Source organism: Flavobacterium aquatile LMG 4008 = ATCC 11947 (genome assembly GCF_000757385.1).
Classification (GTDB): Bacteria; Bacteroidota; Bacteroidia; order Flavobacteriales; family Flavobacteriaceae; genus Flavobacterium; species Flavobacterium aquatile.
On sequence record NZ_JRHH01000003.1, the window covers coordinates 445,829 to 472,311 of the forward strand.

General features: G+C 32.5%; 23 protein-coding genes. 10 read left to right on the plus strand and 13 right to left on the minus strand.

The window, feature by feature from the left end; translation table 11 throughout:
- Positions 1 to 54: 54 nt before the first annotated feature.
- The 3 genes from LG45_RS07965 to LG45_RS07975 are packed head-to-tail and all read right to left on the minus strand — an operon-like array spanning position 55 to position 3,986.
- Complete coding sequence (locus LG45_RS07965; protein WP_035125958.1) at positions 55 to 2,547, minus strand: cation-translocating P-type ATPase; 2,493 nt, start codon at positions 2,545 to 2,547, stop codon at positions 55 to 57.
- 54 nt (positions 2,548 to 2,601) lie between these two features.
- A complete protein-coding gene (locus LG45_RS07970) occupies positions 2,602 to 3,294 on the minus strand; it encodes a DUF3307 domain-containing protein (protein WP_035125960.1) in 693 nt (230 codons plus the stop codon).
- Positions 3,288 to 3,986: a helix-turn-helix transcriptional regulator gene (locus LG45_RS07975; protein WP_035125961.1), complete on the minus strand. Its 699-nt coding sequence runs from the start codon at positions 3,984 to 3,986 to the stop codon at positions 3,288 to 3,290. The genes LG45_RS07970 and LG45_RS07975 overlap by 7 nt, the downstream gene beginning before the upstream one ends.
- Positions 3,987 to 4,206: 220 nt before the next feature.
- Here LG45_RS07975 and guaB point away from each other — a divergent pair, with 220 nt between their 5' ends.
- Positions 4,207 to 5,679, plus strand: a complete 1,473-nt coding sequence (gene guaB, locus LG45_RS07980; RefSeq protein WP_035125963.1) for an IMP dehydrogenase — start codon at positions 4,207 to 4,209, stop codon at positions 5,677 to 5,679.
- Positions 5,680 to 5,750: 71 nt separating this feature from the next.
- On the opposite strand, the gene LG45_RS07985 is transcribed toward guaB, so the two are convergent.
- From LG45_RS07985 to LG45_RS07995, 3 genes are all read right to left on the minus strand, one after another.
- Complete coding sequence (locus LG45_RS07985; protein WP_035125964.1) at positions 5,751 to 7,985, minus strand: monovalent cation:proton antiporter family protein; 2,235 nt, start codon at positions 7,983 to 7,985, stop codon at positions 5,751 to 5,753.
- A gap of 88 nt (positions 7,986 to 8,073) precedes the next feature.
- Positions 8,074 to 9,417, minus strand: a complete 1,344-nt coding sequence (gene purB, locus LG45_RS07990; protein ID WP_035125966.1) for an adenylosuccinate lyase — start codon at positions 9,415 to 9,417, stop codon at positions 8,074 to 8,076.
- A gap of 140 nt (positions 9,418 to 9,557) precedes the next feature.
- Positions 9,558 to 10,247 (minus strand): SIR2 family NAD-dependent protein deacylase, encoded by a 690-nt coding sequence (locus LG45_RS07995; RefSeq protein WP_035125967.1) that lies wholly within the window; start codon positions 10,245 to 10,247, stop codon positions 9,558 to 9,560.
- A 61-nt stretch (positions 10,248 to 10,308) separates the two neighbouring features.
- Here LG45_RS07995 and LG45_RS08000 point away from each other — a divergent pair, with 61 nt between their 5' ends.
- A complete protein-coding gene (locus LG45_RS08000; protein ID WP_035125969.1) occupies positions 10,309 to 10,971 on the plus strand; it encodes a TrmH family RNA methyltransferase in 663 nt (220 codons plus the stop codon).
- Here the strand turns inward: LG45_RS08000 and LG45_RS08005 are convergent.
- Together LG45_RS08005 and LG45_RS08010 are read right to left on the minus strand one after the other, a co-directional pair.
- Positions 10,961 to 11,689, minus strand: coding sequence for a lipoprotein (locus LG45_RS08005; protein ID WP_035126720.1), 729 nt, complete (start codon positions 11,687 to 11,689; stop codon positions 10,961 to 10,963). The genes LG45_RS08000 and LG45_RS08005 overlap by 11 nt on opposite strands.
- A gap of 2 nt (positions 11,690 to 11,691) precedes the next feature.
- Positions 11,692 to 12,171, minus strand: coding sequence for a hypothetical protein (locus LG45_RS08010; RefSeq protein ID WP_131494644.1), 480 nt, complete (start codon positions 12,169 to 12,171; stop codon positions 11,692 to 11,694).
- 170 nt (positions 12,172 to 12,341) lie between these two features.
- Here LG45_RS08010 and LG45_RS08015 point away from each other — a divergent pair, with 170 nt between their 5' ends.
- Positions 12,342 to 12,770, plus strand: a complete 429-nt coding sequence (locus LG45_RS08015) for a hypothetical protein (protein ID WP_035125971.1) — start codon at positions 12,342 to 12,344, stop codon at positions 12,768 to 12,770.
- A 52-nt stretch (positions 12,771 to 12,822) separates the two neighbouring features.
- Here LG45_RS08015 and LG45_RS08020 read toward each other — a convergent pair whose 3' ends face one another.
- The 5 genes from LG45_RS08020 to crcB all read right to left on the minus strand — a co-directional run bounded on the left by LG45_RS08020 (position 12,823) and on the right by crcB (position 17,376).
- Positions 12,823 to 14,106, minus strand: coding sequence for a peptidylprolyl isomerase (locus LG45_RS08020; protein WP_035126724.1), 1,284 nt, complete (start codon positions 14,104 to 14,106; stop codon positions 12,823 to 12,825).
- A gap of 20 nt (positions 14,107 to 14,126) precedes the next feature.
- Complete coding sequence (locus tag LG45_RS08025) at positions 14,127 to 15,278, minus strand: peptidylprolyl isomerase (protein WP_035125972.1); 1,152 nt, start codon at positions 15,276 to 15,278, stop codon at positions 14,127 to 14,129.
- An 18-nt stretch (positions 15,279 to 15,296) separates the two neighbouring features.
- Complete coding sequence (gldI, locus tag LG45_RS08030; protein WP_035125973.1) at positions 15,297 to 15,848, minus strand: gliding motility-associated peptidyl-prolyl isomerase GldI; 552 nt, start codon at positions 15,846 to 15,848, stop codon at positions 15,297 to 15,299.
- Positions 15,849 to 15,937: 89 nt separating this feature from the next.
- Positions 15,938 to 16,942, minus strand: coding sequence for a DHH family phosphoesterase (locus LG45_RS08035; RefSeq protein WP_035125975.1), 1,005 nt, complete (start codon positions 16,940 to 16,942; stop codon positions 15,938 to 15,940).
- Between the two features lie 62 nt (positions 16,943 to 17,004).
- Positions 17,005 to 17,376, minus strand: coding sequence for a fluoride efflux transporter CrcB (crcB, locus tag LG45_RS08040; protein ID WP_035125977.1), 372 nt, complete (start codon positions 17,374 to 17,376; stop codon positions 17,005 to 17,007).
- Between the two features lie 207 nt (positions 17,377 to 17,583).
- On the opposite strand from crcB, the gene LG45_RS08045 reads away from it, so the two are divergent.
- The 7 genes from LG45_RS08045 (at position 17,584) to yidC (ending at position 26,420) form a co-directional block, all read left to right on the plus strand.
- Complete coding sequence (locus LG45_RS08045) at positions 17,584 to 18,045, plus strand: hypothetical protein (protein ID WP_131494645.1); 462 nt, start codon at positions 17,584 to 17,586, stop codon at positions 18,043 to 18,045.
- Positions 18,046 to 18,250: 205 nt separating this feature from the next.
- On the plus strand, positions 18,251 to 19,780 hold the full coding sequence (gene guaA / locus LG45_RS08050) for a glutamine-hydrolyzing GMP synthase (protein ID WP_035125979.1): 1,530 nt from the start codon (positions 18,251 to 18,253) through the stop codon (positions 19,778 to 19,780).
- Positions 19,781 to 19,863: 83 nt separating this feature from the next.
- On the plus strand, positions 19,864 to 21,801 hold the full coding sequence (locus LG45_RS08055) for a LysM peptidoglycan-binding domain-containing protein (RefSeq protein WP_035125981.1): 1,938 nt from the start codon (positions 19,864 to 19,866) through the stop codon (positions 21,799 to 21,801).
- Complete coding sequence (locus tag LG45_RS08060; protein WP_035125982.1) at positions 21,801 to 22,205, plus strand: OsmC family protein; 405 nt, start codon at positions 21,801 to 21,803, stop codon at positions 22,203 to 22,205. Before LG45_RS08055 ends, LG45_RS08060 begins: the two co-directional genes overlap by 1 nt.
- Before the next feature lie 85 nt (positions 22,206 to 22,290).
- Positions 22,291 to 22,524 carry a DUF3820 family protein gene (locus LG45_RS08065; RefSeq protein WP_035125984.1) on the plus strand — a complete coding sequence of 78 codons (234 nt, stop codon included), beginning with the start codon at positions 22,291 to 22,293 and terminating at the stop codon, positions 22,522 to 22,524.
- 185 nt (positions 22,525 to 22,709) lie between these two features.
- Entirely contained in the window at positions 22,710 to 24,320 is a 1,611-nt protein-coding gene (locus tag LG45_RS08070) for a CTP synthase (RefSeq protein ID WP_035126726.1), read from the plus strand.
- Between the two features lie 207 nt (positions 24,321 to 24,527).
- Positions 24,528 to 26,420: a membrane protein insertase YidC gene (yidC, locus tag LG45_RS08075; protein WP_035125985.1), complete on the plus strand. Its 1,893-nt coding sequence runs from the start codon at positions 24,528 to 24,530 to the stop codon at positions 26,418 to 26,420.
- The last annotated feature ends 63 nt before the right edge of the window (positions 26,421 to 26,483 follow it).

A 26,483-nucleotide genomic window follows, 5' to 3' on the forward strand; every position in this document is an offset into this window, starting at 1 on the left:
TTCATTGTTTAGTATGCAGTGTTCAGTCTTTAAAAATTTGTGACTAACAATAAATCAACGTCTTTTAAAGATCTTATAAATTTCAATCCACATCACAGAAACAAAAGCAATTAAAATACTTAATCCTATCTGAGTGTAATCAACCATTTCAAACAAAAAGAATTTGGAGAAAACTGGCACAAAAAGTAGGAGCGAAGTAACTGCAATTGTAATCCCAATAATCAATAAAACCAAATTGTTTTTATACCGAATAGTAGTAAAAATCGAATAGTAAAACGAACGATTTTCCAACGTCAGAAAAATATTTGAAGCAATTAAGGTTAGAAAAATAGAAGTTCGCGTATACGTTTCTGAAAATCCTTTTTGAATGCAATATTGATACATAAACAACAATCCCAAAGTAATTACCAATCCTTGAATAATACTAATGGTAATCTCTTTAAAATTGAAAAAAGTATTCGTCAAAGGTCTTGGTTTTTCTAGCATCAAATTGCTTTCCATAGGTTCGTTTTCATAAATAATCGAGCAAGTCGGACCCATAATTATTTCCAAAAATATGATGTGAACTGGCGTAAAAATATTTGGATACATCCAGCCCAAAGCCAACGGAATAAATACCACCAAAATTATAGGAATGTGAATCGAAATAATGTATTGAATGGCCTTTTTCAAATTCACATAGATTTTTCTACCCATCGCAATAGCATCGGTCATTTTTGCAAAATCGTCGTCAATCAAAATTAAATTAGCAGCTTGTTTGGCAATTTCGGTTCCTTTTTTACCCATCGCAATTCCAATATGTGCCGATTTTAAAGCTGGTCCATCATTTACACCATCGCCAGTCATCGCCACAATTTGATTATTGTCTTTTAAAGCTTGAATAATTCTCAGCTTTGCTTCGGGAAACATTCTTGTAAAAATTGCAGTTTCCATCACTTTTACTTTTAATGTTGCTTCGTCCATTGCCATTAATTCATCACCATTCAACACTTTATCGGCATCTTTAAAACCTATTTGCTTTGCAATAGTTGTGGTAGTTTGTGCATTATCACCAGTTACAATTTTCACCTGAATTCCGGCTTTGTAAAACATTTCAAAAACTTCTTGAATATTAGCTTTTGGAGGATCGTAAAAAGCAACCAAACCTTTGAAAGCAAATTTAAATTCCTGCTGAGTCTTTGGATAATTAGTTCCAGAAAATTCGGTAACACCAACGCCCAAAACCCGATAACCTTCGTTAGCCATTTTTTCAATAGCAACTAATACTTGGTTCTTTTCGCTTTCAGATAAATGACTGACTGCTATTATTGCTTCTGGTGCGCCTTTGGTAGCAATGATTTTTTTACCTTTTGAATCTTCAAAAACATGCGTCATCATTGGCGGTTTCCCATCCAATGGATATTCGTGTACCAATTTAAAATTGAGTCTTTCGTCAACGGATTCTAATTTGGCGTAAGCTTCATGAATTGCAATCTCCATAGCGTCAAACGGAATTGGTTCGCTTGACCACATAGCATAATTTAAAACTTCTTCGGCTTCTGGATTGAGTTTTTCTTTGGTGTCAATAATAGCATCTGATTTGAAAAGGTACAATTGTGCCAAACTCATTTTGTTTTCGGTAATTGTTCCAGTTTTATCAGTGCAAATTACGGTAGCACTTCCTAAAGTTTCAACGGTTTTTGTTTGTTTGGTTATGATTCCCATTTTCATCAATCGCCATGCGCCAAGCGCCATAAACGAAGCAAAAGCAACCGGAATTTCTTCTGGAATAACACTCATGGCAATTGTTAACGCTTTCAATAAACTATCTAAAATACTATAAGATTGAAAATAATTTATTGCCCACACGATTGCGAAAATTACCAATCCAACAATAGACATTTTGGTAACAAAATTTGTAATCTGAATTTGTAACGGCGTTTTTTCTTCAGCAATGGTTTCAATACTTTTACCAATTTTACCAATTTGAGTTTGGTTTCCAATGGCTGTAACTTCGCAAATTGCTAATCCTGTGGCAACAATTGTTCCTTGAAAAACTTGCTTAATTTTGGATTCTTCATTCTTAAAAACCGATAATGATTCGCCAGTTAAAATAGCTTCGTTTACCGAAAAATCATTCGATTGAATTATGGTAGCATCGGCAGGAACAAACGTGCCTTCTTCCACTTGAATAAAATCGCCAAGTACAATTTCTTCACTCGGAATTTCTACTAATTCACCGTTTCTTATGACTTTGCTTTTAGGTTGGGATAATTTTTTGAGCGACTCAATAGCATTTCTACTTCGTGCTTCCTGAAAAAGCGAAATCGCTGCAACTAAAAAGATGGCAACCGTCATGAAAATTCCATCACCATAATCGCCAGAAATATAGTAAATACTTGCAGCAGCAACCAATAATAGAAACATTGGTTCTTTAATCATTTCTAGCAGTGACATCAAAAAATGATTTTTTTCTTGGTGTTCTAACGAGTTGGAACCGTTTTTATTTCTAGAGGAAATTACTTCTTCATTTGAAAGTCCTGCAATTTTATTTTGTTCTTTCGTCATCACTAAAAGTTTAGTTCAAACTAAAGATACGACTTTTTTTGAAGCTATTTATAATTAAAATTTATTAATTAGTAATCCAATCATCATCGCAATTCCAAAACTGAGCATGGTTCCAATTAAGACATATTCGGTTTTAATGGTGTCGGTATCTTTGTATCTTAAAATTGATTTTGCTGCGATTAAAAAGCCAACAACTTCCAATTTCCCGATGATTACGAAAGTTAAGACTAAAATCCGTTCCAAAATACCAATTAGTTTTCCAGCATTTTTAAGTTCTGCAGAAGTGTCAGAAATGCTTTCAATATTGCCAACAACAAGTGTTTCTCTGATAAAAATATTTGTTGGTTTTATACAAATTAAATAGCCTAAAATAATAACTAACCATTTTATAGAAAGAGGAACATCCCAAATTGTATTCGATTCGAAATAGCGATTAAAAATCCAAACAAAGAATAAAATGACTAACAGATGTAAAATTTGATCAATAAAAAATGCAAATCTACTCGTATTCAAACTTTTTTTCAAACCGTCAATTATATAATGAAGAATTGAAATTGCCAATCCACAAAAGAAAAAGTTGATGTCAAAAGATAAAATCCATGCACAAATAAAAGTAATTAATGCATGTTTCAATAAGAATTTGCTTTTAAAACCATTCTCGTTTTTTTCTTTTGAACTGGCATCCGTTTGAAAGAAATAATCACTCATTACATGAGCAATCACTTGAAGTATAAGTAGTTTTACCATATTTTACGCAATGCTAAAAATGTTGATTTAAAATAGGAAGTTGCTCGTTCAATAGCATTCCAACCTATGCTGCTTAATTGCTTATTTACTGTTGGTTGTTTTATGTTTAGTTTATTGGCTATTTCTTTTTCGCTATTTCCCAGTAAACGAAGATATAAAATTTCACATTGTTTTGCAGTAGCATTGTTTAATAAAACATCAAGCAAACCCAAAATACAATTTATGTTATCGTTTAATTTTTCGTCATTAGAATTAAAGAAAAGTGTATTTTTTATTACTATTCTTTCTTTGTTATATGTTGGTCGCTCTTCACTAATTTTTCTACCCGAATAATAAATTGCTTCACCATCAATGACCTCACTTACTTTATCGTACCTGCTTAATTCGCCGTAACCAAGAGCCAAGCGAATGCCATAATTTTTAAAGTATTTACTTCTTGAAGTTTCAATTTTTGAATCTATAAAAATTGATTTTATATAACATTTTATGACGATTGCAATGGTTAGAGCTTCTTGAGGGTTTTCTACAACCATTTCTAAATAATCACCTTTTATTATTCTTCCATAAATGGAAAAGTCCTTTTCTAAAAGTGAAATTAATGCTTTTAATTCCAACTCTAGAACTGATTTTTCTTCAGCGGTTAAGCTTGTTGAAGCAATGATATCGCCAGATAAAACTATTTTATTATTCATATAAACCTTTTTAAATAAAACAAATATATAGCTTTTTTTTGGTATAAATATATTTTATAGCTTTTTTAATGTATAAATATAGTTTATAGCTTTTTAAAGCTATATTTTAAAATATTTTTTTAGATTAAAAAGAATATTTATAAAACTAATCAGTATTAGGTATTTACTATTCACTTTTTCACTATATTTGCACGCAATTTAACTACAACTATAAATTGCAATGAAAGCACACACTTCCAAAATCGTTGGTGAAGGTTTAACCTATGACGATGTACTGCTAATCCCAAACTATTCTGAAGTTTTACCCCGCGAAGTTAATATACAATCGAAAATATCTAAAAATATTTCACTGAATGTTCCTATCGTTTCCGCAGCAATGGATACCGTTACCGAAAGTTCTATGGCAATTGCAATGGCACAAGAAGGCGGAATTGGTGTTTTACACAAAAACATGACAATTGAGCAACAAGCTGCAAAAGTTAGAAAAGTAAAACGTGCCGAAGCTGGAATGATTATCGATCCCGTAACTTTACCTTTAAATTCGACAGTTGGCGATGCTAAAATGTTGATGAAAGAACACGGAATTGGCGGAATTCCAATAGTGGATGAAAACGGAACTTTAAAAGGAATTGTAACCAATAGAGATTTGCGTTTTGAGAAAATCAATTCACGTTCTATTCTGGAAGTAATGACTTCTGAAAATCTAGTAACTGCAGCCGAAGGAACTACTTTGCAAGAAGCTGAAGGAATTTTACAACAAAATAAAATCGAAAAATTACCAGTAGTTGATTCCAATTATAAATTAGTTGGATTAATTACGTTTAGAGATATTACCAAATTAGCTCAGAAACCTGTAGCAAATAAAGACAAATTTGGACGTTTACGTGTAGCTGCTGCTCTTGGAGTTACTGCCGATGCTTTAGAAAGAGCCACTGCTTTAGTAAATGCAGGAGTTGATGCAGTAATAATTGATACGGCTCACGGACATACAAAAGGAGTTGTTGATGTTTTAAAAATCGTAAAAGCTAAATTTCCAAACCTTGATGTAATTGTAGGAAATATTGCTACTGCCGAAGCGGCTTTGTATTTAGTAGAAAATGGTGCCGATGGAGTAAAAGTCGGAATTGGTCCAGGTTCTATTTGTACTACAAGAGTTGTTGCTGGAGTTGGTTTTCCACAATTTTCAGCAGTTTTAGAAGTTGCTGCTGCGTTACGTGGAACTGGAGTTCCAGTAATTGCTGATGGAGGAATTCGTTATACAGGAGATATTCCAAAAGCGATTGCTGCTGGAGCTGATTGTGTGATGCTTGGTTCATTACTTGCAGGAACAAAAGAATCACCAGGAGAAACAATTATTTTTGAAGGAAGAAAATTCAAATCATATCGCGGAATGGGTTCTGTTGAAGCCATGCAAGAAGGTTCTAAAGACAGATATTTCCAAGATGTAGAAGACGATATTAAAAAATTAGTTCCAGAAGGAATTGTAGGTCGTGTTCCATACAAAGGTGAATTAAACGAAAGCATGCAACAATTTGTTGGTGGACTTCGTGCAGGAATGGGTTATTGTGGTGCAAAAGATATTCCAACATTACAAGAAACTGGAAGATTTGTGAGAATTACAGCAAGCGGAATTGGCGAAAGTCATCCTCATAATGTTACAATTACTAAGGAAGCTCCGAATTATTCTAGATAATTTTTTAGTAATAAAATAAAAAAAAACAAAAGGCATAAGAAATAAACTTATGCCTTTTTTATTTATTCAATTTACACTTTTAAAAATTCTGCAATTTTTTTTCTTTCACCAGCAATCCATAAAATGTCGCTGTCTTCTAAAATTAAATGCGATTCTGGATTTAAAATACGTTTTCCGTTTCGCTCAATGCCAACGATAATGCCGTGTGTTTTTTCTCTGATTTCTGATTCTCGAATGCTTTTTCCGATGCAAACTCGGTTTTTAAGTTCTAGTTTTTGCAAAATAATGTCAGATTGTTCCACTTCTTCCGGAACATCAATTTCGTTTTTATCTAAATAAATTTTGAATTCTTTCACTTGATCATCAGTTCCAATTACACTGATTTCATCACCCGGAAATAATCGTTCGGTTCTAATTGGAATATTTATTAATACATCACCTCTTCGTATAGAAGCAATATTAATTCCGAATTGTTCTCTTATCGATAATTCTTCTAATGTTTTTCCTGCCAAATTAGATTCTCTTGCAATTTCAAATTCAGCCATGTGCCCATCCCAAGGCGACAACGTATTTTGTCTTTTATTTTCTTTCTTGATTTCTCTATCATTGAAGTTGCTAATAAAATGACCTTCAATTTTATAGTAAATGGCATGAAGTTTTTTCGGGAATAAAATATAGGTTCCAATTGCAATTAAAAAAGCAAACGCAGCAACTCCAGACGAAAAAAATGTGTTTAAAATAAATCCGATATAAAATAGAGTTAAAGCAATTCTTAAAAGAACTAGCATAATTATTGGCCCTTGGTGTTTCTTTTCTTCCATTAAAATGGATACTTCATTCACGGCTACTCGTCTAAGTGAAAGTGCCCATAAAAAAGGAGATAGAATAACTAAAGTGATTAAAGCTGCAATTATATGCCCGAATTTAGAACCTTTTACCAAAGGCAAAATAAAATTTGACGAAAGTAAAATAATGGCAACAATAATTATAGAATGGATAACTACTTGAATTAAATAACTTTTCAAGACAATTTGCCAATTACTTTTCGATTTAATTTCTTCCGTATTAGCGCTGTAAAGTTGTATTCGTTTAACCCATTTTTTCGGTAATTTCTTTTCAATAAAACCCGAAAATGGAACGGCAAATTTCACCATAAAAGGTGTAGTAAATGTAGTTACTGCTGAAACAGCCACTACAATTGGATATAGAAAATCACTTGTAACTTTAAGCGTCGTTCCTAACGTTGCAATAATAAAAGAGAATTCTCCAATTTGCGATAAACTCATTCCGGTTTGGATGGATTGTTTGAGTGGTTGTCCCGATAATAATGCGCCAATTGTAGAACTTATTGATTGCCCAAAAATAACTACTAAAGTTAAAATGGCCACAGGAATTGCATACTCAACTAAAGTGTCTAGATTAATCAGCATTCCGACCGATACAAAGAAAACAGCTCCAAATAAATCTTTTACTGGTTTTACTAAATGTTCAATGTGTTCAGCTTGAGTGGTTTCGGCTATAATCGAACCCATTATAAATGCTCCAAGAGCTGGTGAAAATCCAACATTTGCAGCAAAAATAACCATTAGCAAACAAAGAGCTAATGATATAATAAGTATCATTTCATCGGTTAATAAATGTTTGGCTTTTTTTAGAAGGGTTGGAATAAAGAAGATTCCGACTACAAACCAAATCGTTAGAAAGAATATTAATTTTAAAACAGAAAACACCAACTCCATTCCTGAAAATTGCTGACTTACTGCAATTGTTGAAAGTAAAACCATCATTAAAATGGCAATAATATCTTGTACAATTAAAGAACCAATTACATTACCTGCGAATTTTTGTGATTTTACGCCGAGTTCATCAAAGGTTTTTAAGATAATTGTTGTCGAAGAAATGGATAAAATTACACCTAAAAAAATACTGTTCATTTTGTTCCAGTCCATCAATTGACCTACAAAATAACCAATGACTACCATTGTAATTATCTGTGTAAATGCTGTGATTGATGCAGTTCCGCCAACTTTCATGAGTTTTTTAAAACTGAATTCTAATCCCAAGCTGAATAGGAGAAAGATTACACCAATTTCTGCCCAAACTTCTACACTGTGAATGTCTTTTACCGTTGGAAAAAAATCAAATTGATTTCCAGCAAGAAATCCTGCAACCAAATAGCCTAAGACTAAAGGTTGTTTCAACATTCTAAAAAGTAAAACTGCAATTGCCGCAGTAATTAGGATCAAACCTAAATCGCTGATTAAATCGGGCAAATGAACATTAGTTGCAGCTAAAAAGTGTGGCATAAAATTGAATTTTTACTAAAATAACAAAAAATCTGCTTTTATCAAAATGACAAAAGCAGATTTAAAGAATTTATAACAAAAATTACAATTATATTCCCAAATAATTACTCGGAGTAATTTGCATCAATTCGGCTTTAATTTCATTAGAAACTTTTAACGTTTGAATAAAATTATGAATCGCTTCTTTATTGATAACTGTGTTAGTTCGAGTTAAATCTTTCAAAGCTTCATACGGATTTGGATAAGCTTCTCGACGTAAAATTGTTTGAATTGCTTCGGCTACAACTGCCCAATTTTTTTCTAAATCTTCGGCAAATTTAGCTTCGTTTAAAAGTAATTTGTTCAATCCTTTTAATGTCGCTTCAAATGCGATTAAGGTGTGACCAATTGGAACTCCAATATTTCTTAAAACCGTACTATCAGTTAAATCGCGCTGTAATCTTGAAATAGGTAATTTTGCAGATAGATGTTCGAAAATAGCATTGGCAATTCCTAAATTACCTTCAGAATTTTCAAAATCAATTGGATTTACTTTGTGTGGCATTGCCGACGATCCAATTTCTCCAGCTTTGATTTTTTGTTTGAAATATTCCATTGAAACATACGTCCAAATATCTCTGTCTAAGTCGATTAGGATGGTATTAATTCGTTTTAAAGCATCGAAAAAAGCTGCAAAATGATCGTAATGTTCTATTTGAGTTGTTGGAAATGAATGGTGTAATCCTAAAATTGATTCTACAAAATCAGTTCCGAATTTTTTCCAATCGGTGTTAGGATATGCAACGTGATGTGCATTGAAATTTCCTGTTGCGCCACCAAATTTTGCTGCAAACGGAATGTTAAACAACAAACGCATTTGTTCTTCTAAACGTTCTACAAAAACCAAAATTTCTTTGCCCAATCGAGTAGGAGAAGCAGGCTGACCGTGCGTTCTAGCCAATAAAGGAATGTCTTTCCATTCAACGCTTAACTCTTTTAATTTAGAAATTACAGCAATTAATCCAGGTAAATAGGCCTTTTCAAATGCGTCTTTTGTAGAAAGCGGAATGGCAGTATTGTTGATGTCTTGAGAAGTCAATCCGAAGTGAATGAACTCTTTATATTTGTCTAATCCTAATGCATCAAATTTGGTTTTAATGAAATATTCAACGGCTTTTACGTCGTGATTAGTCGTTTTTTCGGTTTCTTTTATCCAAAGTGCATCTTCCGTAGAAAAGTTGGCATAGATTTTACGTAAATCATCAAAGGTTGCTTTATTCACGCCAGAAAGTTGTGGTAAATCGGCTTCGCACAGCGCAATAAAATATTCAACTTCTACTAAAACTCTATATTTTATAAGTGCTTCTTCTGAAAAGAATTGTGATAAAGAAACGGTTTTGCTTCTATATCTTCCGTCAATTGGAGAAATAGCGTTTAATTCTGTTAGTTGCATTTTTGTTGTGTGTTTATTCTGAACTTGTTTCAGAAACTAGTTATTTTGAAGTTGCAAAAATAGTTAAACGATTTTAGAATACAGAATATAGAACAAAGAAAATAGACTATCCACAAAATCTATTTTCTATACTATATATTCTATACTCTTTTCATTAATATCTCTCTTAAAAATTGAACACCTTCTGTAGCATTCATCGGAATTATTTCAACTGGATTTGATAAATTTTTAATCGTTGCCGGATTTGGATCGATATAATAAATAGGAACATTTGGTAGTGTAAATTCTACCAAACCAGCTGCTGGATATACTTGTAATGAAGTTCCAATAACAGCAAAATAATCAGCTTGTTGCGTTATTACTAAAGCTTCTTCAAGTGCTGGAACATCTTCGCCAAACCATACAATATGTGGACGAAGCTGAAACCCATTGGCATCTAAATCGCCAGTTTTTAAATCGATTTTCCAATCGAGAATATTGTTTTTATCTATTATGCTACGAACTTTAAATAATTCACCATGAAGATGTAAAACCTTTGAACTTCCTGCTCGTTCGTGCAAATTATCTACGTTTTGAGTGATGATGTGAACGTCGAAATCATTTTCTAATTCGGCTAAAATTTTATGTCCTAAATTGGGTTGAACTTCATGCAGTTGTTTTCTTCTTTGGTTGTAAAAATCCAAAACTAATTCTTGATTTTTGCGCCAACCCTCAGGTGTTGCAACATCCATAACGTTATGACCTTCCCAAAGTCCGTCACTGTCTCGAAAAGTTTTGATACCGCTTTCTGCTGAAATTCCGGCACCAGTTAAAACAACTAATTTTTTCATTGTATTTAATTTCGATTTAAAGCTAGTCTTTTTTGTTATTTTTGCCAAAATTATTTTTCCAATGGTCGATTTAGATTACTTAGCGTTTTTAGAAAATATACTTACCGATAAAAGAAAGGAACGATTTCAACAGGTTTTGTCGAAAAGGACAAATCATTTTACTATTGCCATGGAAGATATTTTTCAGTTACACAATACAAGTGCGGTGATGCGCAGTTGCGAGGTTTTTGGAATTCAGCAACTCAATGTAATTGAAGAACGTTATACCAAATCTATCGATAAAGAAATTGCGATGGGTGCACAAAAATGGGTTGATGTAAATCGATTTAATAGTATTTCTGGTTGTATTTCGAGCATGAAAAGTAAAGGTTATCAAATAATTGCAACAACTCCGCATGAAAATGATTGTGATTTAGACGATTTTGATATTTCGAAACCATGTGCTTTATTTTTTGGAACAGAACGCGATGGATTATCAGAGGAAGTACTTCAAAATGCAGATGGATTTTTAAAAATTCCGATGGCTGGATTTACTGAAAGTTTGAATATTTCGGTTTCGGCAGCGATTATCATTCAGAATATTATGAGCCGATTGCATAAATCGGATATCAAATGGCAATTATCTGAAGAGGAAATTTTAGAAAAGCGATTACAATGGGCGAAAAATACCATTAAAGATATTAAACGAATTGAAGAAAGATACTATAGCGAAGTTAAAAAATAACTTCGCTTTTAAATTGAATATCGTTGATGTCGTCCGGATTTAGTTCGTATCGGTAAAGTCCGTTTTCTCCAATTGCATAGAACGTGTTTCCGTTGATAATAATATCAAAACAATTTTTGTCGATTGTATTCACCAAAATTGGTTCGATTGGATTTTGAATGTCAAATATTTTAATCACATCATCACAAACAAATAAATAATCATTGTAAAGACTTAGTCCTTTTGGATAGGTTAAATTTCTAGAATGAATTAATAGTGGATTATTGATGTCTGATGTATCATAAACTTGAAGCACATTTAAGTTGTTGCCACAAAACGTTCCTGAATGAAGTGTAACAAATGAATTCGTTGCATTAGCAACCACAGGATCGCAAGATGTAAAATGTTGAGCTTGTGATAAAAGAACTGGATTTTCGGGATTTTCAATCGAATAAATGAACATACCGTTTCTTGATCCAACAAATAAGTAGTTTTCAAAAGAGAATAATGTTTCAATATTAAAACCAATTTCAACTTCGTTTACGCTCACTGGTGTTGAAGGATTTAGCAAGGAAAAAACATTTAATTTGGAATTGTCCACACCATAAAGATAGTTTCCTTTGAGTGCAAAAATTGCTAATGAACCACCTTGACCATCTTTAGTTGAAGCGTTGTCTTGGTCATTCGAACAAGCAGAAATTACAAATGTTATAAGTAAAAAGTATATAATTTTTTTCATGATTAATTTGAGTTTGTCCAATCAATTACTACTTGGTTTTCTTTTGCCTTAGCAGTAAAACCATCAGGAGAGATTTTAGGTGGGAATGCGTTTTTAATTCTATTAGTAACAGTTATTGAATTGGTTAAAACACTATAATTTATACTCACTAAATCTGTTGCTTGATTAATGTATAAAATATTATTTCTTATAGCTACATCAGTTGCTCCAGGTATTTTGATGTAACCAATTGCAATAGGATTTGTTGGATTGGAATAATTGAAGACTTGAAATCCTTTATTTACATCATTAAGATACATTAATTGATCAATTATGTAAATTTTACCAGAATTTACAGAAGGTTTTGCAGGTTCAAGTTGAATTGAATTTTCAAAAGTAGAACGTTTTAAGTAAACTGGCTTAAAACTACTTTTGGGTTCAGGTTCGGTGAAAGAGATGCAACTTGAGGATAATGTGCTAACTGCTAATAGTAAAAAAATCATAATTTTATTCATAGTGTTTTTCTTTATTGGATGCTTTATTTTATAAATGGTTGCGTTACTAAATTGTTATCAAAATAATTTAAAAAAAATCCTACAGCAATAGTACAGTTTTTAAAAGCAGTTAAAGAATTATTTTAAAATAAAACTTACATTTGAAAAAATAAATTAAAATGATACTAAACCCAAAAAACGGAATAGATAAACTACTTTTTGGAATGCAACAAAAAGATGTAGAAGCTATTTATGGTAAGCCAGATAAGGAATTTAAAGACGATGATGAAAACGTAATTTATCTTTACAATAATGAAAAATTTAGGCTGACTTTTTACGAAGATGAAAATTTTAAATTAGGATATATTATTTCTTCTAATCCTGAATTGCTTTTATTTGATAAAAAAATTATCGGTAGAAATTGTATCGAATTAAAAGCCGAATTACCATTTAAATCTTGGGAAGTAGAAGATTTCGATTCAACAGAAAACCATTTTAACGAAAGTAATTGGTTGACATTGCAATCAGAATTCGGAATTGTGATTAGAGTTGAAATAGGAGCAATCATTAACGATAATGATGAATTGGAATGGAAATTTAAAAAATAAAAAAAAGGCGTAAAAAATAATTTTACGCCTTTTTTTATATCTTACTATTAAATTATTTTGGCATTGCTTCCAATAATTCCACTTCGAAAATAATGTTTGCATTTGGAGGAATAACGCCACCAGCACCACGTTCTCCATAACCAAGATTTGATGGAATAAATAAAGTTGCTTTATCTCCAAACGACATTAAATTTAGTCCTTCAATAAAACCTGGAATGAATTGGTATTTTCCAGCTTGAGCACCCATTGGTCTGTAACCACCTTGATTGGCTCTGTTTTGATCGAATTTTCCGAAAGTTTTATTTACTTCTTCGTAGCTACTGTCAAATAATGCTCCGTCTTCTAGATAACCTGCATAATGAATGTAAACATTTGTTCCATCTGCTGGTTTAACTCCAGTTCCTTTTTGTGTTATAACATACTGTAAACCAGAATCAGTTTTAATTGCTTTAGTTTTAACTGCATTTAAAGCACTAGCTTTTTCAGCCATAACTGTTCCAAATTTAGCAGCATAGTCCTTTCTTTTTTGCTCATCAATAACAAGTTGCTTTTTTCTATTTGCTTCGGCTTGTTCTAATTGCTTCTTTTTGTTTTCTGCATCAATTGCTGCTTGTTTTTTATCGTCTTCCGCTTTGTTGGCGAAATAATCTGCAAAAGTTTTAGCAGCATCAAATTTTGATGCTTCAGTTCCTTTTTTAGTGATTTTGATGGTGTTAATTACATCATTTTGCTCAATTGCATTTACAATATCCATTCCTGTTACAACAATTCCAAAAACGGTATGTTTTCCGTCAAGGTGTGGTGTAGCTTTATGAGTAATGAAAAATTGAGAACCATTAGTTCTAGGTCCAGCATTTGCCATAGACAAAATTCCACCACTGTGGTGTTTTAAATCGGTAAATTCATCTTTAAAAGCGTAACCTGGTCCACCAGAACCATTTCCGTCTGGATCACCACCTTGAATCATAAAATCTTTAATAACTCTGTGAAATTTAATTCCGTCATAGAATTTTTTTCCTTTGAATTTTTCAGCAACTTGAGAATTATTTCCTTCTGCTAAAGAAACAAAATTGGCAACTGTAACTGGCGCTTTTTTGTATTCTAATTGCACAACAATCTTACCTTTGTTAGTTTCAATTTCGGCAAATACACCTTCATTCGGATTTGCAACTGGCAATACTACCTGAGGTTTTACTTCAGAAACTGTAGCTTTTGCAACTGGTTTAGTAGCATTGGTTGTAGTTTTAACAGGAGCTTTTGTAACTACTTTTTTCTTTGTTTGAGCATTTACCATTGTTAATCCTAAGAAAAACAAACAAATAATTTTAAATTTCATTTTCATTGTTATTTGATTTATTATTTAATTCTATTATCTTCCATTGATTGAGGCGTAGTTCCTTTTAGCATTTCCACTTCAAAAATTATATTGGCATTTGGCGGAATCACATTTCCTGCACCATTTACTCCATATCCTAAATTAGATGGGATAAATAAAACAGCTTTGTCACCAACGCTCATTTTTGATAATCCTTCTTCAAAACCAGGAATCATAGCACCTTTCGAACCTATTGTAAAAGGCATTGGATTATAACCACCTTGAGCTTCTCTTTGAGCATTGTATTTTCCAAAAACTTTTGAAATTTCAATAAGGTTACTATCAAATAATGTTCCATCTTCTAAATAACCAGCGTAATTAAGTACTACTTGAGTTCCTTTGCTTAACTTTTTTCCGTCGCCTTTAGTAATTATTTTGTAGATTAAACCAGAAGGTAATTTTGTTCCAGAAGCTTTATTCTCTGCAAAAAAAGCTAATTTTTCACTAATCACTTTAGCATATTCTTCCTTATACTTTTTCTGATTTGCTGCTTCAGCTTCGGCTTGTTGCTTCTGATTTTTAGATTCTACTTTGAAATAATCACTGAAAACTTTCACAGCATCAAATTTCTTTGCATCTTCACCTTTAACAATAATTTTAACCGAATTGATAGCGTCGTCCTGAACAATTGCATTTACAACTTCCATTCCGTTTTCTACAACACGTCCAAAAATAGTGTGTAAACCGTCTAACCACGGAGTTTCTTTATGAGTAATAAAAAACTGACTGCTGTTTGTTCCTGGACCAGAATTTGCCATAGCCAATAATCCGCCTTTATCAAATTTTAAATCGGTGATTTCATCTTTAAATTTATAACCACAATCTCCAGAACCATTTCCTAAAGGATCACCACCTTGAATCATAAAATCGGCAATAACTCTATGGAATTTTAAACCATCAAATAGTGGTTTGTTTTTTAAATTTTCAGATACAAACGGATTTGTTCCTTCTGCAAGTGTAACAAAATTAGCGACTGTTACTGGTGCTTTTTTATAATCTAATTCTAATAAAATGGTTCCTTTAGAAGTTTCCATTTCGGCGTATAATCCATCTTTTAGATTGGCGTGATCATCTTTACAAGAAGTGAAAAGAGTTGCAGTTGCAACAATCAATAGGCATAATAATTTCTTCATTTTTTGTTTATTCTACTTTTAGTTTTTGTTTTCTGGTTTAAAATCATTTAATGTTACCGTGCAAATAATTGGTTCGTTGGTTCCTATTTTGTCATCATCACCATGATATCCAAAAGCCATGTGTGAAGGAAATAAAAAAGTAACTTTTTCAGTTTTATGCATCAATTTTATTCCATGACGCAAACCCATCATAATATTTTGTTTATCAACAAGATAATTTTGTGGTTTTAGTTCTTCTTTGGTATAAATTACATTTCCTTTTAAATCTTTTATTTCATAATCAAAGAAAGCAACATCTCCTTTTTTCGGGCGCAATGTATCGGTCTCGTTTTTAACTTCATAATGATACCAATATCCTTTTTGCGAAGCCAAATATTGAATTTTTGGATTACTTTTTATAATAGAATCAATCTGTGCTTCTTCATTCTTTACCAGTTTTTTATTGCGCTCAACCGATTCATTCATGAACTCACCAGACGAACGAGAAACTGGCATTCTAGCTTGTTGTTGCTTACAACTTACGAGTGCAAGAAGGGATAAAATAAGAAAGCTAATTTTTATATTTTTCATATGTAAATATTATTTGATTTTTGGAGCATATGTATCGCTAATTTCATTGGTGTTTGCAAGCAAACTCGTGTTTATGGCGATTTCATATATTAAATTGTAATTTTTGATACAATTTGTTCAAATTTTTTGATAGTATTTGCAAGAGAATCATTCGATTTTCCTCCAGCTGCATTAATGTGTCCGCCGCCATTAAAATGTTCTCTAGCAAATTGATTTACATCGAAATCTCCTTGTGAACGAAACGATATTTTAACGATATTTTCATCTCTGTGTTCGATAAAAATTGCTGTAAAAACAATGCCTTTTATCGTTAAGCCATAATTTACAATTCCTTCGGTGTCGCCTTTTACGTAGTTGAATTCGTCTAATTCTTTTTGAGATAACGAAATGTAAGATGTTTTCTTATCAAAAAACACTTTCATGTTTTGCAAAGCTCTTCCTAGTAATTGCAATCTCTCGTACGAATTATTATCGAAAAGTAAATTTGGAATTTCGGTATTTTCAACTCCCAATTCTATAAATTCTGCCACAATTCTATGCGTTGTTCCTGTTGTTTTTGGGAATCTAAATCCACCAGAATCCGTTAGAATTCCAGTGTAAAGACATGTTGCTATTGTTTTATCGATAAGTGATTTTTGATTTAGAAGTACGATGAAATTGTAAATCATTTCACACGTAGAACCAAAAGAGGTATCAGAATATGTGAAAGTTGCATACGAATCGGGTAATTGATGGTGATCAATCATAATCATTGGAACTGTCAGTTTGTTTAAAACTTGCTCCATTTCGCCAGTTCTGTGCAAAGCATTGAAATCTAAAGTGAAAACTAGTTCAGCATCGTTGAGAATTTTAGTGCAATTTGCTCTGTCATTTTCATAAACTAAAACTGTTTCCGAAGCTGGTAACCACGCTAGAAATTCAGGAAAATCGTTGGGCGCAATTACAACTGGCTGATGATTTAACTTTACTAAAAAATGGTATAATCCTAAAGTCGAACCCATTGCATCTCCGTCTGGACTGCGATGCGGAATAATAGCAATTTTCTTAGGTGTAGCCAATAATTCGGTTATGGCTTGAATGTCTTTTTCGTTCATAGGTTGCGAAAATACTAAAAATTAACACAAATAGTGCACAGATTAACACACATTTTTATGTTTTATTTAGAAACAAAAAGACCAAACCAAACAGCAAATAATCCAACTAGAATACTCAATCCAATGTAAGCAAAAGCTACTAACGAATTATTGTTCTGAAAAAGCGAATAATTTTCGTAACCAAAAGTTGAGAAAGTAGTAAATCCTCCACAAAAACCAGTGATTAAAAACCACTTCAAATTGCTGTTTGCCAGATTATTTTTTTCTAAAATACCAAGAAGTAATCCAATTAAAAAGCAACCCAAAATATTAGTAATAAAAGTTGCCAACGGAAAATGATTGGACCAATATTTATTTACCAAAACCGAAGTTAAATAACGTAAAACACTACCAATGGCGCCACCGATTGCTATGTAGAGAATTGTTTTGAGCATGATTTTAATTTGAATTCAAATGTAATGAAACAAGAATAATTAGTTATAAAAAATAGGAATTTAATTTTTTGAAAGATATTTTATTAGATTTGTTTTGTTGTCAATTACAGATACGTAGTTTTGTAAAGTTAAAATGTGAAAATAAAAATGGCAAGTAAAAAGTTTATTTAAGCGGTTAATTAAATGGTAATAGCATATGATAAAAATATGAAAGAAGACAAATATTTAATTGCAGTTGAGAACTTATTTAAAGCTATAGATATTGCAGTAAATTCACTACATAAATATCCACAGGAAAGATTAGGTGATGATTTTATTGATTTTTATAAAGGTCTAAAAAATAAAATTTTAAATCATGAAATAAAATTTAAGAATTTAAAAAGTCATAAATATAATATTGAAGCTGTTTTTACATATTTTCAAGAATGTTCTGGTCCTGATGTTGAGTACTTTTGGAAACAAATCAAGGATGCCAATTTACCCTTTACAAGGAAAAATAGATTACAAAAAATACTCAAACGTAAAAGAATCATTAATGCAATTGAATACGATTTTGTTACTGATATAATTGTTCCTTACCATCAAGAAGGAATGATAACGGAGGAAGAAGTGATTTTGCTTAATACTTATTTGGGGAATTTTGAGAATAGAAAAAAAAATAAAGTTTAAATTATTATTAGATTAGATTTTAGTTCTTTAAAATCCTAAACTTTATAAAAGACAAAACCTAATTAGCCCTGATTGCAGTGGCACGAAGTAGAGCGAAAAGCAGGAAAGGCGAATCCAAAAAATGCCCAAACCGTTCGCTCCAAAAAAAATCTACTATTTTCTAAATTCCATTTTTTATTTTCCATCATAAATAGTACTTTTGCGCATGCAACACAACGTACTTATTTTAGATTTCGGATCGCAATACACACAACTTATTGCACGCCGCGTTCGCGAATTAAATATATTCTGCGAAATTTTTCCTTACAACAATTATCCAACTGATTTATCGTCTTACAAAGCGGTTATCCTTGGTGGAAGTCCTTACTCGGTTCGCGCTGAAGATGCTTTGCAAATCGATTTATCGCACATTCGCGGCAAAATGCCTTTGCTTGCCGTGTGTTATGGTGCGCAATATTTGGCTCATTTTTCTGGTGGCGAAGTTGCAGCTTCTAACATTAGAGAATACGGAAGAGCGAATTTGTCTTATATTAAGGAAGACGAAGTTTTCTTTGAAAATGTAAATCTCAATTCACAGGTTTGGATGAGCCACAGTGACACCATTAAACATTTACCAACCAACGGTGTAAAACTGGCAAGCACTAACGACGTAGAAAATGCGGCTTACAAAATTGAAGGCGAAACTACTTATGCCATTCAGTTTCACCCAGAAGTTTATCATTCTACTGACGGAAAACAAATGCTTGAGAATTTCTTGGTAAAAATTGCCGAAGTTCCTCAAAATTTTACTCCGAATGCTTTTGTTGACGATTGCGTTAAGGATTTACAGGAAAAAGTTGGTAGTGATAAAGTAGTTTTAGGACTTTCGGGCGGTGTAGATTCTACCGTTGCAGCAGTTTTATTACACAAAGCAATTGGAACAAACCTATATTGTATCTTCGTGAATAACGGATTGTTACGTAAAAACGAATTTGAAAACGTTCTGGAACAATACAAAGGAATGGGATTAAATGTGAAAGGTGTTGATGCTTCGGCACGTTTTTTGGATGCATTAGCTGGAGTTGATGATCCAGAAACGAAACGTAAAATTATTGGTAATGCTTTTATCGAAGTTTTTGATGATGAAGCACACAAAATAGAAGACGTTACGTGGTTGGCACAAGGAACAATTTATCCTGATGTTATCGAATCAATTTCGGTTAAAGGTCCGAGTGCGACTATAAAATCACATCATAATGTTGGCGGATTACCCGATTTTATGAAGTTGAAAATTGTTGAACCACTTCGAATGTTGTTCAAAGATGAAGTGAGAAGAGTTGGAGCAACTTTGGGAATTGATCCTGAGTTATTAGGAAGACATCCGTTTCCTGGTCCGGGATTATCAATTAGAATATTAGGCGATATTACGCCAGAAAAAGTTCGTATTTTGCAAGAAGTAGATGCAGTTTTCATCAACGGATTGAAAGAACACGGATTATACGATAAAGTTTGGCAAGCAGGAGCGATTTTGCTTCCTGTAAATAGTGTAGGAGTAATGGGCGATGAGCGAACTTACGAAAAAGTAGTAGCACTTCGCGCAGTAGAATCTACCGATGGAATGACCGCTGATTGGGTACATTTACCGTATGAGTTTTTGATGAAAATCTCAAACGAAATTATCAATAAAGTGAAAGGTGTGAATAGAGTTGTATATGATATTAGCTCTAAACCACCAGCAACTATTGAGTGGGAATAAATAATTATGAATTTTAAATTGTGAATTCTAAATTATTCTGAAATCATTTAAAATTCACAATTTAAAATTTAAAATAAAAAAACATGTTGAAAAGGATAATTTGCATTTTAGTATTGGTTTTTTCGTGTTCGATTTTCGGGCAAAATGTGGTAAAACATACTGTTGTTGCTGGAGAGACAATTCAGGCAATTGCTCAAAAGTATAAAGTGACTCCTTATGATATTTATAAGTTAAATCCCGATTCACAAAGCGGAATTAAAGTCAACTCAGTTTTGTTGATTCCGAAAAGTGTTGGAAAAACTGAAGTAAAATCGGATACAAAACCATCACAGAAAGCTACTACAAAAACGCAAGTTGCCAAAACGCATGAAGTAAAGCCGAAGGAAACGTTGTACAGCATAACTAAATTGTACAATATAACTCAAGCTGAATTGGAAGCAAATAATCCTTTCCTAAAAACAGATGGTTTGCAACCAGGTCAGATTTTGGCGCTACAAAAAAATGCGATTGCAATAAAACCAGTTTTATCTTCAAACGGAACCGCAGTTCACGAAGTACAACCCAAAGAAACTAAATACGGAATTGCCACGAAATACGGAATGACTGTCGACGAATTGGAGAAATTAAATCCGGAAATCGTAGAAAATCTTCCTATTGGTTTTCAGTTGAAAGTTAAAAAGGGTAATTCGTTTGAAAAAGATTTCGTTAAAGATTTTGAAGCTAAACCACAAGTTTCAGCAATTTCTAAAGTAAATGTTCTTGATTATCAAGTAAAACAAGGCGAAACCATGTACAGTTTGACACGCCAATTTGGTTTGTCAGAAAGCGCTTTGACCAGTTTGAATCCCGAATTGAAAGAAGGTGTAAAAGAAGGAATGACTTTGAAAGTTCCTGCAAATGCTTCATTTTCTAAAGAGGTTAAAAATAATTTGAAAGATTTATCAAAATCTATTTCGAACAACAAAAGAAAAGAATTGGTTTTGTTTTTACCTTTTAATGCTTCTAAAATTCAAAATGACACTGTAACTTCTATTTCAGAACGACTTAAAAAAGATAAGTTTTTAAACATGACTTTAGATTTTTATTCGGGTGCAATGATGGCAATCGATTCGGCTAAAGTTTTAGGAATTAATATGGATGTTCGTATCATTGATTCACAAGAATCGATGTATAATACTTCGGCTGTCAATGTTATATCTAATGGAAATTTCAATAATACCGATGCCGTAATTGGTCCATTTTATCAAGTCAATGCCGAAAAAGTAGCCAGTATTTTAGAATCTAAGAATATTCCTGTGATTTCACCATTGTCGAAAGATGATGGAAAATCGTTTTCAAATTTATATCAATCTATGCCCAATTCTGATGCGGTAAAAAATGCCATGTTTGATTATATGCGAGCCAAAAACGGAAATATAATAGCAGTTATTGACCCCAAAAAGAATTCGATAAAAGAATACATTCAGAATTTTCAAAGCGACACAAAAATAGTTGGACTTACCGATAAATCTGGAATTATTGCCGATAGTATCAAGAAACATTTTGTAAAAGACAGAATGAATTTCGTAATTATGGCATCTGAAAAAACAGGTACTATTTTTACAATTACCAATACTTTGCAGAATGCTATGAAAGAGTATCAAGTGCAACTTGTAATTTTAGAAGAAAATGAAACGCTTGATTTTGAAGAAATTGCATTATCGCGATTAACAAAATTAAAAATGACCTATCCATCGGTTATAAAGGACAACGATTCGGAAGAAGCACTGCGTTTTGAAAGAGCTTACAGAAAGAAAAATAAAGTAGTTCCAAATCAATATGCCGTTCGCGGATTTGACGTAACCTTCGATACCATGCTTCGTTTGGCACAAGAAAAACCATTTGTGGAAACATTAGATTTAGCTTCAGAACAAGTAGAAAGTAAATTTGATTATGACAAAAAACTATCAGGTGGATTTACCAATAACGGAATTTACATTTTGTATTACGACACCGATTTAACTATAAAACAAGCACAATAATGCCAACTTCAAAAGTAACTTATTTAGGCGATTTGCGAACGTCATCCATCCATTTACAATCGGGAACTGAAATTATTTCTGATGCGCCAATTGATAACAATGGTAAAGGTGAAGCATTTTCTCCTACCGATACAGTTGCCAATGGTTTAGCGACGTGTATGTTAACCGTCATGGGAATCAAAGCGCGCGATTTAGAAGTAGATTTCTCTGGTTCAACCGCTGAAGTTACCAAAATTATGGGAACCGAACCAAGAAGAATTACCGAAATTCATGTTGCTTTCAATATGAATTTATTTGCTGATGAGAAAACAAAAACCATTCTAGAAAGAACAGCAATGACCTGTCCAGTTTTCTATAGTTTACATCCAGATATTAAGAAAGAAATTGTTTTTAATTGGAAGTAATATCCAAATAAAGAAAATAGAACATAGAATATAGATGTTCTAAAAAGTCTATATTCTATTCTCTTTAATCTATTTTCTTAAATAAATGGACGACCAACAAAAACTCCTCATAAAACTAGCCCACACCAAAATGCCTTTCGGAAAATACGAAGGTAAATACTTGATTGATTTACCCGAATATTATCTCGTATGGATTCACAATAACCGACTTCCAAATGGGCAACTGGGTGAACAATTAAAACTGGTTTATGAGCTTAAATTAAACGGCCTAGAAGAACTCATTCGTAATATTAAAAAGCAATACCCCAAACCTCTTTAGTTAAATTTCAAATTCCTCTAAATTCTAAATTTGGAACCAAATTATCATGTTGTTATATTTCAGTATTTACATATTGAAATATTTTCACATTGATTAATTAAATCGTACTTTTGCATCGTTTTTTACAACAACAACAAACAACACAACAATTACGGATAACTCAAAGTTGTCCTAAAAAAAAAACAATGAATCAAACGAAATACATTTTTGTTACTGGCGGTGTGACTTCTTCATTAGGTAAAGGAATCATCGCAGCATCTTTAGCAAAATTATTACAAGCACGCGGTTATAGAACTACAATCCAAAAATTTGATCCGTACATCAATGTCGATCCAGGAACTTTAAATCCTTACGAACACGGCGAATGTTACGTTACCGATGATGGAGCAGAAACTGATTTAGATTTAGGTCACTACGAACGATTCTTAAACGTTCCAACTTCGCAAGCCAACAACGTTACAACTGGTAGAGTGTATCTTTCCGTAATCGAAAAAGAACGTCGTGGTGAATTTTTAGGAAAAACGGTTCAAGTTGTTCCGCACATCACAAACGAGATTAAAGAACGAATGCAATTGCTAGGAAATTCTGGCAATTTTGATATAGTAATCACAGAAATTGGTGGAACAGTTGGTGATATCGAATCACTTCCTTACATCGAATCGGTACGTCAATTGGTTTGGGAATTAGGTGAAAATAACGGTATCGTAATTCACTTAACTTTAGTTCCATTTTTGGCTGCAGCCGGAGAATTAAAAACAAAACCTACACAACACTCGGTAAAAACTCTAATGGAAAGCGGTATCAAAGCCGATATTTTAGTATGCCGTACAGAACATGAATTATCAGACGAATTACGTCAGAAATTAGCGCTTTTCTGTAATGTAAAACGCGAAGCCGTTATTCAATCTATCGATGCTTCAACCATTTACGAAGTTCCAAATCTAATGCTTGAAGAAGGTTTAGATGTTGTAGCCTTAAAAAAATTAGACCTTCCTAAAAAAGCAGCACCCGATTTAAAAAATTGGAACACCTTTTTACATAGATTAAAAAACCCAAAACATTCGGTAAACATCGGATTAATCGGAAAATATGTTGAACTTCAAGATTCATACAAATCAATTCTTGAGGCTTTTATTCACGCAGGAGCAAATAATGAAACCAAGGTAAATGTAATCAGCATCCATTCAGAATACATTGATAGTGATAACGTTGCAGAAAAACTTTCGGGCGTAGACGGAATTCTAGTCGCACCAGGTTTTGGAGAAAGAGGAATCGAAGGAAAAATCGAAGCAGTTCGTTACGCACGTGAAAATAATTTACCGTTTTTCGGAATTTGTCTCGGAATGCAAATGGCAGTTATCGAATACTCTAGAAACGTTCTAGGCTTAAAAGATGCCAATTCGACCGAAATGAATGCCAGCACGGCCAATCCGGTTATCGATTTAATGGAAGACCAAAAAACCATCACCGATAAAGGCGGAACAATGCGTCTTGGTGCATGGAAATGCGATCTTAAAGAAGGTACATTAGCGCACAAAATTTACGGAAAAACTCAAATCGAAGAACGTCATCGTCACCGTTATGAGTACAATAATAAGTATGCAACACAGTTAGAAAATGCAGGTTTAATCAGCTCCGGAATCAATCCAGACACTGGTTTGGTAGAAATTGTAGAGATTAAAAACCACCCATTTTTCATTGGTGTTCAGTACCATCCAGAATACAAAAGTACCGTTGCCAATCCACAGCCAATTTTCGTTAGCTTTGTGGCCGCAATGGTGAAAAATAAAAAGTAGAAGGAGCGAATCAGTAGTAATTTTGGTAAACCATATTCCTGCTTTCCGCGTTACACGGTAACTGCTCCAATCAGGGCTAGCTTGCCAACAAAAGGTTACTAAAATAGAGTTTCATTAAAACTTTATTTTTAAAATTGAAACAAAACAGTCACAATCACGACTGATACAAGAACTGAAAATTATCCCATCAATTTTGGGAACTATATTATGGAAGAAAAAAAGTTTGACAAAAATTCGATTATCGGTTTCGCATTAATCTTCATTATTATAATGTGGATTTTTTACAACAATCAACAATCAGAACAAAAAAAATTAGAGGCTAAAGCGAAGCAAGAAAAAATAGACAAAGCCAATAAGAAAAAAGAAGTAGCAACTAAAGAGGTACTTTCTACTGTTGTTGATTCAACTGTTAGTGATACTGTAAAACTTCAAAAATTAGCTGGCGCATTGGGAAGTTTTGCTTATTCAGCAACTTTGCCATCTGCAAAAGAAGATTTTACAACAATAGAAAACGATTTGCTGAAACTTACCATTGCCAATAAAGGTGGATATATTTCTGAAGCGATTTTAAAAAACTACAAAAAATTCGAAAAAAATTCAGGACAATTAGTAGAGTTAATTAAAAATAACAATGCTAATTTTAACCTTGTACTTCAAACCAAAGACAACCGAGTTTTAAATACAAAAGATTTATTTTTTGAACCAACTTTAACTAAAAATGGAGAAGATCAAATTCTTTCTATGAAGTTAAAAGCTGGTGCCAACGAGTTTTTAGAATATAAATATGTTCTGAAAGCCAAAGATTATATGTTAGATTTTGACGTGCGTTCGCAAGGTTTAAGCAAAGTACTAAATTCATCGAAAACTGCCGATTTACAATGGGATTTAAAAACCTATCGTAATGAGAAAAGTATAGCTTATGAAAACCGTTACGCCGAAATTTATTTCGAAAACGACGACAAAGTAGATTATGCAGGAACAGGAAAACAGGAAGATGAAACGTTAGAAAAAGCAACATTTGTAGCTTACAAACAACACTTTTTTAGTTCGATTCTATTGTCTCAAACGCCAATTGAAAATGTAAAAATTAGCTCAACTGATTTAGTTCATAATGATAAAATAGATACTGTTTTTACAAAACAATTCAAATCAACATTGCCATTAGCCTTCAAAAATGGTGAGTTAGATTATAAAATGAATTGGTATTTAGGACCAACAGATTATAAAATTTTAAATACTTACGAGAAAAATATCGAAGACATCGTTCCATTAGGTTGGGGAATCTTCGGTTGGATAAATAAATTAATTTTCATTCCTCTTTTCGGATTCTTGAGTTCGTTTATGGGATTAGGAATTGCAATTATCGTTTTCACTATTTTAATAAAAATAGCGATGTCGCCAATTACTTTCAAATCATTCCTTTCTCAAGCTAAGATGAAAGTACTGCGTCCAGAAATTACAGAACTTGGAGAGAAATTCGCAAAAGATCCAATGAAGAAGCAACAAGAAACAATGAAATTATACAACAAAGCCGGAGTAAATCCAATGGCTGGTTGTATTCCTGCATTAATTCAGTTGCCATTTATGTATGCATCGTTTCAGTTTTTCCCATCAGCAATTGAGTTGAGACAAAAAGGATTCCTTTGGGCAGAAGATTTATCATCATTTGATCAAATTTTCAAATTACCTTTTAACATTCCATTATATGGAGATCACGTGAGTTTGTTCCCAATTTTGGCTGCAATTGCAATTTTCTTTTACATGAAAATGACTTCTGGAGATCAAGCGATGGCGCAACCACAGCAAGAAGGTATGCCCGATATGGCTAAAATCATGAAAATTATGATTTACCTTTCTCCGATTATGATGTTAATTTTCTTCAATAGTTACGGTTCAGGATTGAGTTTGTATAACTTTATTTCTAACTTAATTACTATCGGAATTATGTTAGTTATTAAAAAATATTTCATTGATAGCGACAAAATTCACGCAAAAATTCAAGAAAATAAAACAAAACCAAAAGCAGAAGGTAAATTCCAAAAGAAGATGAGAGAAATGATGGAACAAGCCGAAGAGCAAAAGAAATTGAATAAAAAATAAGATTTTAGTGTTCAATATAAAAGTTCTGTTTTTGAAGTTTAAATTTCAAATTCAGAACTTTTT